Genomic DNA, 13219 nt, shown 5'->3' with positions numbered 1-13219 from the left:
TTTTTGGCTTAATGGACAAAAATGTTGCTCGAAAGTTCTTCAATCCCTTATTTTATCTACCTTTGCAGCTATTTGAAAAGATGAATAAAAAATTTGCTTTTACTGTGGCAGCAAAATAACTAAGAAAAATGGCACTAAAGAGGGTGTTCAACGATACAAGTGTTATGCCTGTGGAAAGACTTTTTTAGCCAAGAGGCAATTGAATATAGATGAAGATTTACTTTGGGAAGAGTATGTCAAAGGTAAACAGACTTATGCTCAATTAGCTGAAAAATATAGGTGTTCTATAAGAACAATCCAAAGAAAGTTAGATAATTATTCTGTCAAGAAACAGCTTAAAACAGCCCGAAAGGTGATCGTTCTGATGGATACAACTTATTGGGGAAGAGAGTTTGGCGTTATGCTTTTTAAAGATGCAATAACTAAAGAGAACCTTCTAAAGTACTATGTGAAAAATGAAACGAATGCTTTGTATATAAAAGGAATTCAAGAACTTATAAGCAAAGGTTTTGAAGTTATAGCAATTGTTTGCGATGGAAGAAAAGGACTATTACAGTCTTTTAATGATATTCCTGTTCAAATGTGTCAATTCCATCAAAAGGCAATTATTGTCAGATATTTAACCAAGAATCCTAAACTCCCTGCTGCGCAAGAACTAATAAAAGTAGTGAATTTATTGACTAATACAGACAAAGAATCATTTGAAGGAATTTTGGGATTATGGCATGAAAAATGGGGAGATTTTCTCAAAGAGAGAAGTATTAATCCATTGACAGGCAGAACACATTATACACATAAAAAGCTAAGAAGCGCCTATAGAAGTTTGAAAAACAACTTATCATGGCTCTTTACTTGGTATAATAAAATAGAACTAAATATTCCCAATACAACGAATGCAATAGATGGTCATTTTGCGGACTTAAAGAATAAACTAAGGAATCATAATGGTTTGTCTTTGGAAAGGAAAAAGAAATTTATTGATGGGTTTTTAAAGGCATAGGGCTGCCAAAATATTAAAAAAATAGGGAGCCTTATTACAAGCTCCCTCATATTAACATTTTGTATAGCATCTGTATTATCCCTGATAGGTTGCTCCCCAGCAGAGCCTATTTCCGTTTATACAGATAGGGCAAAGGTAAGGTAGTTTTTTGTATTATCCAAATACCTGTCTAAAAAAGAGCAACACTTTTGTCCATTAGAAGCTATATACCCAAAAAAAGCAACATTTTTGTCCATTATACCGAAAAGCAACATTTTTGTCCATTATACCGAAAAAAATGATGAATTTGAAGACGATGAAGATAGCATCTCATAGCGTGTAAGTTTCTTTAAGTTTGAGGGAGAAATTCCCCCTTACTCGCTAAGGGGGAATAATTCTTTGGCATTCTTAGTCGTTGCCTCCGCTACTTCCTTGACGCTAATTTTCTTAAAGTGAGCGATACTTTGCGCTACATAGGGTAGGAAAGCGGGTTCATTGCGTCGCTTATCTCGTGGGTTTAGCAGGTGTGCAGGTATATTCTTGGGAAGCATAAAGGGCGCATCGGTCTCTATAAGCATACGATCTAAGGGCACATAACGCACTACCTCTTCCAAGAAAGCAAATCGGCGGGTGTCGCTAATGGCGCCTGTAAAACCAATATAGTAACCTGCCTCAAGGTAGGTTTTTACCTCACTCAAACTGCCTGTAAAACAATGTACTACCCCCTTAGGTAGGTTGGTATAATCCTTGAGAATCCCTACAAATCGGTCAAAGGCAGCACGCTCGTGTAGGAATAGTGGCTTTTGCACCTCTTGGGCGAGGGCGAGTTGGGCATGGAAACACTGCTCTTGTACAGGGCGTGGCGAGAAATCGCGATCAAAATCCAAACCACATTCTCCTACGGCTACCACTTGTTTCTCCTTCAGTAGGGTGCTGAGCTGAGGAATGGTCTGTTCGTTCATCGTTTTAGCATCGTGGGGGTGTACTCCTGCGGTGCTATATAGCAGGGTAGGGTAGCCCTTGGCAAGCGCAAAGGATTCTTTGCTACTGCGAAGTGAGGTGCCGGTGAGGATCATTTGGGTTACGCCCGCCTCCTCAGCACGGTAGAGGAGTTCTTCTTGGTCGTGGACAAATTGTCGGTTGGTTAGGTTTAGGCCAATATCTATCATTTTTTTAATGTTTAATGGTCAATGATTAATCATTATTGGCATTAATCATTGTTGAAATAATGTAGCCACTACTCCAAGCGTTTTGGAAGTTATAGCCTCCTGTAACGGCGTCTATATCCAAGGCTTCACCTCCTATATAGAGCGTAGGATATAGCTTGGAGCGAAAGCTCTTGAAATCAATTTCCTTGAGGGAGACGCCTCCGGCAGTAACAAACTCTTCTTTGAAAGGGGCTTTATCCTCAATAGAGAAAGTACTTGCAGTGAGTTCCTTGGCTAAGGCGTGTAACTGCCCTTTGTTCAACTCTGCCCATAGCTGGTGAGGCAGTACCCCAGCGCGCTCTAAGAGCTTGTTCCATAGCTTTTTGGCTAAGGAGAACGGACAATGATTCTGTAGCTCCTTGCGTGGGTGTTGCTGTTTTTCCTCTTGCAAGATGGTGAGCGCATCTTGGGCGGTGAGTAGTTCATCTATTTGAGTTAACCAGTTGATTTGTAGGGCAAACTTATACTCCAACTCAGCCAAGATTCTCGCGGCAAAGGCCGATAGCTTGAGTACCGCAGGCCCACTGAAACCCCAATGGGTGATAAGTAGTGCTCCTATAAGTCCTTGTTTGTCTATAAGAGGCACCTTCAGTGGCGTTCCTTGGCTGTCTAAGAGCTTGACCCCCACTTGCTTGCTCACCCCCGCCAGTCCTTCTACAAAGGAGTCTTTAGAGGCAAAGGTAAAGAGCGAAGGCACAGGCGGTACAATGGTATGGCCTAAGCCAGCGAGCAGTTGCCATATCTTGGGGTTACTGCCAGTGGCCACTACCAGATGGCGACAAAGGAAAGTCTCGGTGCCTTGTACCTGCCACAGCTCCTGCTCATAGGAAAAAGACTGAATATTTTGCCTGTATAGGATCTCTATATGATATTTCTTAGCCAAGGAAAGGAAACAGTCTATCACGGTCTGCGAGCTGTTGGATTGGGGGAACATACGACCATCGGCTTCTTGCTTTATAGCGACTCCATGCCAGGAGAACCAGCGGACGGTATCTTGGGACGAAAACCGCGAGAATACGCCCAACAGCTCTCGGTTACCACGGGGATAGTTCTTGACAAATTCGCGAGGGTTTGTCTCCGCGTTGGTCAGGTTACAGCGCCCTCCGCCAGAGATACGTACTTTGCCGAGGGCTTCCTTGCTTTTCTCAAGAATACGTATGCGCATATGGGGGGCTTTTTCAGCTATATTGATAGCGGTGAAAAGCCCACAAGCACCTGCGCCTATGATGATTACATCGGTGATATCTTTCATATATGATAAAAATCTGTGGGGAGCACTCCCCACAGATTTTGCAATTTAGTAATATGACAATGAAGTAAATTATTTCTTATGTCCTTCTACTTCTTTTTGTGCGTCCTCTCTTCTTTCTCTCTTAGAGGAGTCATATACCAATGGGGTAGCTACGAAGATAGAAGAGTAAGTACCAACCACTACCCCGATGATCATGGCAAACATGAAGCCTCGGAGGGTTTCTCCCCCAAAGATGAAGATGGCCAAGAGCGTTAGCAAGGTAGTAAGGGAGGTGTTCAGCGTACGGCTTAGGGTAGTGCTGATGGCATGGTTAAGTGTCTGAGCACTCCAACCACTCTTGCCTATTTCTTCACGGATACGGTCAAAGATAATCACCGTATCGTTCAAGGAGTAACCAATTACGGTAAGGATCGCTGCAATGAACTGTTGGTCTATCTCAAGACTAAAAGGCATCACAGAGTAGAGCAAAGAGAACGCCCCTAAGGTGATAATCACGTCGTGGGTAAGGGCGGCTACCGCTCCCATAGAGAACTGCCATTTGCGGAAACGTACCAAGATATATCCGAAGATGATGATAAGCGAACCGATGATTGCCCATACGGCACTACTCTTGATGTCTTCAGCGATACTTGGCCCTGTCTTGTCGGACTTCATCACTCCAAGTCCCTCACCACTCATGAACTCGTCGTAAGAGATCTGCTCACCCATTACAGGTTGTAGATCCTTGTAGAGAATTTCTTGAATTTCGTTATCGGTTTGGGTACTTTCGTCATTGTATTTGTACTTGGTAGAGATACGTACTTGGTTGGCAGCTCCGAAGGTTTTTACCTCTACAGAACCTAAGGATTTTTTCAGAAGGCTGGCCACTTTCTGTGTCTCTACTGGGTTCTTAAAGCGTACTTGGTAAGAACGACCTCCTACAAAGTCAATACCTTGGTCAAAGCCACGGGTGAACATAGAGCCTAAGCTAATGAGAATGAGTATCCCAGAGATAGCATACCATAGTTTTCTCTTAGAAAGGAAATCTACATTGACCTTGGCCAAAAGATTCTTAGTAAGCGAAGTGGAGAAAGAAAGGTCTTTGCCTTTGGCTACATACCAGTCAATGAGTAAGCGAGTGATAAATACCGCTGTAAAGATAGTGGTTATAATACCAATCATCAGGGTAGTGGCAAAACCTTTGATAGGCCCGCTACCGAAGATAAAGAGTACTGCACCGGTGAGGAAAGTGGTGATATTGGCATCGAGTACGGAGGTAATCGCATGGCTAAATCCGTCATGGATAGCTTGGGTGAGTGCTTTGCCATTCCTCAATTCCTCTCGGATACGCTCAAAGATAATCACATTCGCGTCTATGGACATACCTATGGTAAGTACAATACCCGCAATACCTGGGAGGGTAAGTACGGAGTTGATACTCACCAAGATACCGAACATAAGGAGAATGTTGAAGAGCAGAGCAATATCAGCAAATACCCCTGCACGGCCATAGTAGAAGAGCATCCAGAAGAAGATGATCAACCCCGCAATAGCAAAAGAGATAAATCCGCTGGTGATGGCTTCTTGTCCTAAAGAAGGGCCTACCACTACAGATTGTACGATATCGGCAGAGGCTGGCAATTTACCAGCACGTAGTACGTTGGCTAAGTCTTGCGCTTCTAGTACGGTAAAGTTACCTGTAATCTGGGTGCTACCTCCTGCAATAGGGCCAGAGGTTACACTAGGGGCAGAATATACGATGTTATCCAGTACAATAGCGATATTTCCTTTTTCAGTAAATACTTTTCCTGTAAGGTTTTCCCATATTTTAGCACCTTCACTATTCATATTCATGGATACACAAGGCTGGTTATGGTTGTCATAAGTTTGTACCGCATCAGTAACGACACTACCACTTAGTGGGGGTTCGTTGGTACGGTTACCGCGTAGGGCATAGAGTTCCACAAGGTCAGACTTGCGCAAGAGACCTTGTAGGCGTTCTTTGAAGGCTTTAGCCTCAGCGGGACGCGCTTGCTCGTATTCGTAAGGCATGAATAAGCGGTAGAGCTGTTGGAAGTTGTCTAGCTTGTGAGGCTTGCCAAATACGAACTTAGCGTTCTTAAGCTCAGCAGGCATGAGTCTTTTAGCCTCATCACCACGAAGGTAAGAGAGCAATTTGGTAGTATCGGCAGCTAAGAAATAGCCTATAGAAGGAGAGTTGTCCCCTTGGGTAAGCTGGAAAAGGTCATAGAGAGGATTCTTCTGTGCAGGAGCTATAGAATCCTTCTTTTCCTCAGTCTTACCTAAGAGTTTGTCTACTTCGCCATGTGCCAGCGTATCAGCGGTAGCAGTAGCTAGGCTATCTGTCTCATGGGGTGTAGTCTGGGCGGTTGAAGGGGTCTCTTCTGCTTTAGCAGGAGCTTCTTTGGCTTGTAGGGCAGCGTTGAGCTGACCGAAGAACATAGTAAAGTCTGAAGCCTTGAAGGTTTCCCAGAACTCCAATTGGGCGGTACTCTGTAAGAGGTTTTTTACACGAGAAATATCCTTAGCACCAGGCAGTTCCACAGAGATACGACCTGAGTTACCTAATTTCTTAATATCAGGATTAGTAACCCCAAACTTATCGATACGCTTGCGCAATACCTCGAAGGCAGAGGAGATGGACTCATCTACTTTTCTTCTGATGATAGGTTGTACCTGAGAGTTACTCATCTGAGGAGTAATCTGAGAGCTGAGGGTTTTGTTACCGAAGATATCAGCCGCAGCCAGCTTAGCCCCAGTAGCATCAAAGGCCTCAAAGAAGAGGTCTATATAGCTTTGGTCAGTTTCGCGAAGGCGCTTATCGGCTTGTGCTAACGCCTTTTCAAAGTCAGCATTCTTGGAGTTATCCGCAAGCCCACGGAGGATATCATGTACAGATATCTGTAGGGTTACGTTGATACCTCCCTTGAGGTCAAGCCCTTGCTTGAGTTCTCTATCTTTCACTTCCTTGAAGGTGTAGCTGGCTATCCCTAAGTTGTACACAGTTTCATTAGCGATAGAATCCAAGTACTGACTTACGATTTTTTCACGCTTATGCGAATAATCTTCTACGGAAGTAGGTACTTTGAGGGCTGCAAATTCTTCTGCTTTTTTCTCTTGACGATTTGCTACAAAGGTAAAGGAGAGCTGATAAATGCTCACTAAACCAAAGAGTAAGGCAAATAATTTTACTAATCCTTTGTTTTGCATTTTACAATGATTTATACTATTTCAAAAAACGTGCAAATATATGAAAATTATGTAAATAAACAGCTTTTTTGAGCGGAAATTTTTTTTAACAGCCTATGAGAATGATTGATGCAAAAATTAGGGTAACAAAAAAAGGTAAAAAGCAGGTGACTACTCTTTACCTTTTTACTTTGTTAGTGGGTCCTACTGGATTCGAACCAGTGACCCTCTGCTTGTAAGGCAGATGCTCTGAACCAGCTGAGCTAAGAACCCTTTTGTAATTCGGGTGCAAAGATACAACCTTTTTTTAAACTGACAAATATTTTTCCAAGAATTTTTTTTAAAAATCACAACCCTTTGATTGTCAGCTATCAGTGGTTAGTGGTCAGTAGTCAGTGGTTAGAGGTTAGCAGATGTTAATCACTGTTCACTAATCACTAATCACTAATCACTATTTCATTGGTCATTAATCATTAATCATTGTTGGCATTAAACATTAATTTCGTATTTTTGCACTCTCATACAACTGATATGTCAGCAGAAGTAAATCTAAAAATAACCGATAGGAATGGCGTCCTCTTTGAGGTGGAAGCCCCTACCGATATGAATATGTCCCTTATGGAGGTCATTCGTGCTTATGCTATAGCCGAAGATGGCGAAATAGGGGTATGCGGCGGTATGGCCATGTGTGGCTCTTGCCAATGCTATATCATGAGCGATACCCCCCTGCCTGAGATAGGCCCAGAGGAGGAGGCTATGCTTTTTGAAACTTCCTATACCAAAGAAAACAGTCGTTTGGGTTGCCAAATTCCTATTACGGAAGACCTTGAGGGCTTGGAGGTAATATTGGCTCCCTATCCGTAGGGAGAATCATTTGCTTGAAAGGGAGTATGGTATCGAATCCTTTACTTGTGAAATAGTCTCTCACATAGTCTCCTTCACCTACTGCCAAAACAAAGTCGCCCCCCCAAGCCCCTAAGCTCTTGATAGCCCCTGCAAAGTCGGCAAAAAGGCGTTCTTTTACAGTGGGTAGCTGTAAGAAAGTAGAGAGTAGCGCCTCATGCTCGGTGATAAGAGTGGCGAATTGCGCCTTGTCGCGGCAGCGATACACTGCTTCAGTAAGGTGAGTGAGCTGCTGGAGGAGGCTTGCTTTGTGCTTTTTGATAGCCTTGTAGTGGGCAATGCCCTCTCTGCTGTTCTGCTTTTGGTTTAAGTAGACAAAGAAAAGCGAGTCGGCAAACTCAGGCTGATAGTAGATCGGATAGCTCTTGGCTTGTCCCTCTTGTAGCTGGTAGAGGATAGCAGAGGAGGCCGTGGCACAAGCTATGTCGTACCCGCTCCCCCCGAAGCTATTCCACAAGAGTTGGTAAGGATCCACGCCTGCCCATTGGGCAAGCATGGCAATCAGGGTAGAGGACGACCCCAATCCCCAGCCTTGGGGAAACTCCAAGCGAGTGGTAACCATAGCGCCTCCCTCCAAGAGGAAATCAGCTTGTAGCCTTTGAGCTTCTCTAAGAATACGCTCTAAGGTCTGGGCTATGGGATTGTCACTTCCTGTAAATAGGTCTTCTTCAAACCATATTGAGCCATCCATGGTAAGACTACGAAAATGAATGCGCTGTTCCTTGAGCGAAGATACTTCCATATGCTGCCCATACCGAGTGGGTAGGGCTAAGGACAAAGCACCGTCCAAAACGGCATACTCCCCCGTGAGGAGTAACTTTCCGTGGGCGTAAAACTCTTTTTTTTCCATAAGTAAAGAAAAACCCCTTAAGAGCCGTAGCCCCTAAAGGGAAATAAACAAAACAAATTATTCTTTTCTTAATTAAATTACATTCACAACCTTTTCTATCTCAGGGGCATATTTCTTTACCGTCATTTCTACGCCACTCTTGAGGGTCATTTGGTTCACACTACAATTCAGACAGCTCCCTAAGAGCTGTACTTTTACAATCTTATCTTCTTCTATACCAATTAGGGAGATATCTCCTCCGTCATTTTGTAAGTAAGGGCGAATTTCAGCTAAGGCAGTTTCCACTCGTTTCAATAAGTCTGGATTATTCATGCTAATATGTTATAAGGTTTTACGTTTTCTTTGCGCAAAGATACGGAATAAAAACGATTTTTAATTGTTAATTATTAATTGTCAATTGTTAATTTCAGTAGTCAGTAGTCAGTTACTATAGTACTCTTACCTTTTACCTTTTACTTTTCAAAAGGTGTGTGTCAATATAAAATTCTGTCTGGCCAGTGTAGGATCCATATTTTGGCAGAAGGGGTTATTCTTCTGTGGAGGGAGAAAATAGATGAATCGCACATACTTATATATAAGGTAATACCGCTCGGAGTTACGTATGATATCTCCCAAGAGATACAAAGGAGTAACTTCGGTATCTATAGCGAGTTGTTCTAAAGAAAAGAGCAGGTAATAGAGCATATCTATAGGCTCCTCAAAAGCAAAACGATTGAAAAAAGCCAGTTGTCCTTCTTTGAATACGACCAAGTGGAAGGCATTCTTGTCAAAATGGGCATAGATAGCATCCTTTTTCTGAGGATTGTGCATCAGTAGTACGCCCAAGAGAGTGGTAGTGAAGTGTTCGTACTCAAAAATTCCATAGGTCTCTCTTAGGACTCGGTTGATAGCGGCGTTGGGGATATACACATTGATCATCTTCTCCCTGCTGAGTGTATCATGGCTAATAATCTGGTTGCGATACTCCGCCACATTGAACTTGAGGTACTCAAAAAGGTGTTCCGTAGCGAAGAGTCTTTCAGGTACAAAGGCGAATTGCTCATTGTTATGCAATACCTTGATTGTATCAAAGTCTTGACAGAGAGCCCGCTCCTCATTCAGATATTTTTGTACTTCCTGCTCGGCAACAATAGGCGGCATAGAAGCAGGCAGTGATAAGTGATAGATAGACTCTATACAAGAGAGTCCTGGGTTAAAGATACAAAAAGAAAGCCCATCCAAATTCAATTGAATGGACATTTTTTTAAACTCAATATGTAAATGATTATTCTGAGCCACTTTTGTTTTCTGACTTATCGTTGTAGTAAGACGGCCAGTTACCATTACTTGATACCTCGGTCATAGAACCTACCGATACATAAGGGCCTTTGATATCATTCACCCCTACTTTTTGGAGTTCTCTCTCTATTTCTTCCTCGTCTAAGCCCTCAAGAATATCTTTCTTAGATACCTTTACTTGAAATACAGGGAACTTCACATCATTATCACGAGTGATAACTCCTGTTTCTATCTTGATAGGAATGGTACGATCACCCACTTTTACTGATGCCATTTGTTTGTATCGGTCAGACCCCTTAAATAGGGAATCCTTTACAGATACTTTTCCTATGGTATCAGTAATTGAGCTTTGTTTGAGCACATCTATCTTAAAGTGTGGGTCAAATGCAGTCCAGCTAGTATCACGAGTGGTGGTGATATAGAACTGCCCATTCTCAATGAATTTCTCCAAATCGGCGAAATTGTTCGTATAAGTCTTGTTGATCGCCTCGTAAGCCTCTTCGCTCTTACGGATATCCTTCAGCGTAGCAATTACTTTGGCAAAACGCGCCTTGCTCTCACGGGCAAACTCAATAGGCGTCTGGATAGATTTGTATATCAAATAAAAACCTATCACACTGATTATCAACAAAGCAGCTTGAATTCCTCTTCTCATATAATATGTATTTGTATTAAATTCGCAACAATGAGCAAAAATACAATATTTTTTTTAAAAAAAGACTTTTTTGCAAAGAAATTTTTCTTATCTTTGAAATTATTTATCAACATATGGATATAGAGGATATCTATGAGCTACTTTTAGAGCACTTTGGGTGGGAGCCGACCGAATCGCAAGAGTCTGTTTTAGAGGAACTTGCAGGATTTTTGGCCGACGATAATGACCAGAGTCTTTTCCTTCTGAAGGGCTTTGCAGGGACGGGAAAAACCACACTGGTTAACACCCTTGTCAAGACTCTCAAGGCGCTTTCTCAGAAGGTAGTCTTGCTGGCACCCACGGGGAGAGCGGCTAAAGTGATGACTACCTACACTGCTCAGCGGGCTTTTACCATTCATAAGTATATCTATCAGGCGATAGATGAGCTGGGTATGTTTTCCTTTTCACTGAAGGACAACAAAGCCTCCGATACGCTCTTTATAGTGGATGAGGCCTCTATGATAGGGGAGGAAAGTGTCTTTGGTCAGGGGTCGTTACTCTCGGATCTCATGGAGTTTGTCTATGTAGGGGATAATTGCCGCTTGCTGATCATAGGCGATACGGCACAGTTGCCCCCTATACATACCCCCCTAAGTCCTGCCTTGGATAGCGACAGGCTTTCCTTTGTCTATCATAAGGAAGTCATTGAGGGTGTCCTTACCGATGTGGTCAGACAAGGGCGCAAATCGGGTATCCTTTACAATGCTACCCGACTAAGAAAGCGTATTGAGGCCTTTAAGGACAATTTCCGTATGCGTATAACCCCCTTCAAGGATATAGTTCTTCTGGAGAATGCCTCCGAGGTGCAGGACGCCCTTTTGGAAGCCTATGAGGAGAGTGGGGTGGAGGAGACCTGCTTTATTGTACGTGCCAATAAGCGTGCCGTGGAGTACAACCAGCAGATACGGCAGGTAGCTTTCGAGTACGACGAACTCCTCTGTGTGGGCGACCAACTGATGGTGGTCAAGAACAACTACCTATGGGCGGCCGATACCGCAGGCTTTATCGCCAATGGCGATACCATAGAAGTGCTTGAGATACAATCGGTGGAGCGACTCTATGGCAATACCTTTGCTCATGTGCTCATTCGGCTATTGGACTACCCTCATATAGACCCTTTCGAGGCCATATTGCTCCTAGATACACTTACCAGTGCCAACCCCTCACAAACCTATGAGGAGCAGAACGAACTATATCGAGCAATATTACAAGAGTATAACAAGCAAACGGGCTTTATAGCTCCGCTGAATATTCGTACACATCCTTATTATAATGCCCTACAGGTAAAGTATGCCTATGCTGTTACCTGTCACAAAAGCCAAGGCGGACAGTGGGAGAAGGTATTTGTAGAAAAACCCTATCTTCCCGAAGGCCAAAGTGTAGCTTATTTCCGTTGGCTATATACAGCCATTACACGCGCCAAGAAAAAACTATACCTGATAAACTTTGCAGCAGAAGATGTCATTTTTTAATGATTAATGCCAATAATGATTAATGATCAATACCATTAATCATTAATAATTTAAGTTTCGCAAGTCATTTTTAGGCTATTATTACAATTACAAATAGCTGATAATCAATTGTTTGTAAAAACCTCCCCCCCACCCCCCTCCAAAGGGGGAGCTTTAAGGGCGTTGAAATGGCCTAATTTGTTTATCAAATTAGAAAATTTCCATTCTATAACTTATTGAACCCCTATCACTTACTAACTCCCCCCTTGAGGGGGGGTAGGGGGGATGTTTTGAGAATCAGTAAATTATAAAGCTTGCGAAACTTAAATTAATAATTAATAATTAACAATTAACAATTAACCATTATTATGAGATTTCTTTATTTATTACTTCTTACGCCAATTATGGCTGAGGCTCAGATAATTTTTACAGAGAGTCTGGCAACACCTATTGATACAACACGGGTGATACAAGGCACAATCGCCCCTGAGTTCAATTTCAAAACGGAGCGGGAGGACTTCTTCCAGCTAAAAAATAATACCAATATCACTTTATTGGTCAGAAAGAAGCATGCCCTGACCTTCTTTAATCAGGTAGAGATGATTCGCTCAGGAGAGGCTACCTCGGTCAACAATGGTTTCTTGCATGGGGAATATCGCTATATGATTCGTAAAGCGATAGAGATCTATCCTTTTGCTGAATCCGTATGGACACCCTCCAGAGGCTTGGAATTGAAATTGGCCGCGGGGCTACAATCCCGATTTCATTTAGTTCAAACCGAGCACTTCATATGGTTCGCGGGCATAGGCTTTTTTGGCGAATACGAACAATGGAACTACAATGGCGTACCGCTTCCCCATAGCTTTGAAGGGAGGGAGTATCAGAGAAATATCAAGTCTCAATTGCATACAGGCCTTAAGTTCCAATTTACCGAGAAGTGGTTACTGATTGCCAGCGCCTATATGCACAATCGTATGGATAGCAAAATAGGCAATCCCCGTTGGGCTACCGCCTTAGACCTCCGTCACAAGATTACCGAGCACTTTGGGGTATGGCTTTCCTACCAATACCTCTACCATACCCGCCCTATAGTCCCTATCCGCAAAGGCTATACCATTTTTACAGGAGGGGTATTTATATCATTTTAAAAGAAAAAATATCTCAAAAGTTTTTTACAAGAGAAATTATTTAACATAAGTTCGATATAACGAAAGCTCCCACAGATTTTCACGGATTTCACAGATTTTCTATGTTTGTGTAATTGTGCTGTTGCGATTTACACAGATTTTTATAAGGCCAAAGGCCTTATTTATCCGTGGAAATTAAAGAGTTATACTTAGTTGTTGCGTTATTCTCTCTGTGAAAATCCGTGGAATCTGTGGGAGAAAAATATAATTTTGCTTACGTCGAACTCA

11 protein-coding genes and 1 tRNA gene are annotated in these 13219 nt (G+C 42.6%); 4 read left to right on the top strand and 8 right to left on the bottom strand.

Annotation, left to right across the window (positions count from 1 at the left end):
- Positions 1 to 199: 199 nt before the first annotated feature.
- Positions 200 to 1000, top strand: coding sequence for an IS256 family transposase, variant Zn-binding type (locus HMPREF1154_RS07685; protein WP_009641149.1), 801 nt, complete (start codon positions 200 to 202; stop codon positions 998 to 1000).
- 353 nt (positions 1001 to 1353) lie between these two features.
- On the opposite strand, the gene HMPREF1154_RS07680 is transcribed toward HMPREF1154_RS07685, so the two are convergent.
- The 4 genes from HMPREF1154_RS07680 to HMPREF1154_RS07665 form a co-directional block, all read right to left on the bottom strand.
- Positions 1354 to 2148, bottom strand: a complete 795-nt coding sequence (locus HMPREF1154_RS07680) for a TatD family hydrolase (RefSeq protein ID WP_009642015.1) — start codon at positions 2146 to 2148, stop codon at positions 1354 to 1356.
- A gap of 25 nt (positions 2149 to 2173) precedes the next feature.
- On the bottom strand, positions 2174 to 3439 hold the full coding sequence (locus tag HMPREF1154_RS07675; RefSeq protein WP_009642025.1) for an NAD(P)/FAD-dependent oxidoreductase: 1266 nt from the start codon (positions 3437 to 3439) through the stop codon (positions 2174 to 2176).
- Positions 3440 to 3508: 69 nt separating this feature from the next.
- The gene (gene secD / locus HMPREF1154_RS07670; RefSeq protein ID WP_009642021.1) at positions 3509 to 6649 is read right to left on the bottom strand and encodes a protein translocase subunit SecD; all 3141 of its coding nucleotides are present in this window, start codon (positions 6647 to 6649) and stop codon (positions 3509 to 3511) included.
- Between the two features lie 177 nt (positions 6650 to 6826).
- Positions 6827 to 6901, bottom strand: a tRNA-Val gene (locus HMPREF1154_RS07665).
- Positions 6902 to 7159: 258 nt separating this feature from the next.
- Between HMPREF1154_RS07665 and HMPREF1154_RS07660 the strand changes: the two genes are divergently transcribed.
- Positions 7160 to 7492: a 2Fe-2S iron-sulfur cluster-binding protein gene (locus tag HMPREF1154_RS07660; RefSeq protein ID WP_009642018.1), complete on the top strand. Its 333-nt coding sequence runs from the start codon at positions 7160 to 7162 to the stop codon at positions 7490 to 7492.
- Here the strand turns inward: HMPREF1154_RS07660 and HMPREF1154_RS07655 are convergent.
- The 4 genes from HMPREF1154_RS07655 to HMPREF1154_RS07640 form a co-directional block, all read right to left on the bottom strand.
- Complete coding sequence (locus HMPREF1154_RS07655; protein ID WP_009642017.1) at positions 7443 to 8381, bottom strand: GYDIA family GHMP kinase; 939 nt, start codon at positions 8379 to 8381, stop codon at positions 7443 to 7445. The genes HMPREF1154_RS07660 and HMPREF1154_RS07655 overlap by 50 nt on opposite strands.
- A gap of 72 nt (positions 8382 to 8453) precedes the next feature.
- Entirely contained in the window at positions 8454 to 8693 is a 240-nt protein-coding gene (locus tag HMPREF1154_RS07650) for a NifU family protein (RefSeq protein WP_016421051.1), read from the bottom strand.
- Positions 8694 to 8840: 147 nt separating this feature from the next.
- Positions 8841 to 9704 (bottom strand): DUF3822 family protein, encoded by an 864-nt coding sequence (locus tag HMPREF1154_RS07645; protein WP_255347090.1) that lies wholly within the window; start codon positions 9702 to 9704, stop codon positions 8841 to 8843.
- On the bottom strand, positions 9646 to 10314 hold the full coding sequence (locus tag HMPREF1154_RS07640; protein WP_009642019.1) for a hypothetical protein: 669 nt from the start codon (positions 10312 to 10314) through the stop codon (positions 9646 to 9648). Before HMPREF1154_RS07640 ends, HMPREF1154_RS07645 begins: the two co-directional genes overlap by 59 nt.
- 113 nt (positions 10315 to 10427) lie before the next feature.
- Here HMPREF1154_RS07640 and HMPREF1154_RS07635 point away from each other — a divergent pair, with 113 nt between their 5' ends.
- Together HMPREF1154_RS07635 and HMPREF1154_RS07630 are read left to right on the top strand one after the other, a co-directional pair.
- The gene (locus HMPREF1154_RS07635; protein WP_009642016.1) at positions 10428 to 11825 is read left to right on the top strand and encodes an ATP-dependent DNA helicase; all 1398 of its coding nucleotides are present in this window, start codon (positions 10428 to 10430) and stop codon (positions 11823 to 11825) included.
- Between the two features lie 347 nt (positions 11826 to 12172).
- The gene (locus HMPREF1154_RS07630; RefSeq protein WP_050999711.1) at positions 12173 to 12952 is read left to right on the top strand and encodes a DUF481 domain-containing protein; all 780 of its coding nucleotides are present in this window, start codon (positions 12173 to 12175) and stop codon (positions 12950 to 12952) included.
- Positions 12953 to 13219 lie beyond the last annotated feature (267 nt).

Source organism: Capnocytophaga sp. CM59 (assembly GCF_000293175.1).
GTDB classification, from domain to species: Bacteria; Bacteroidota; Bacteroidia; order Flavobacteriales; family Flavobacteriaceae; genus Capnocytophaga; species Capnocytophaga granulosa.
This window is presented reverse-complemented; position numbering and strand designations above follow the sequence as displayed.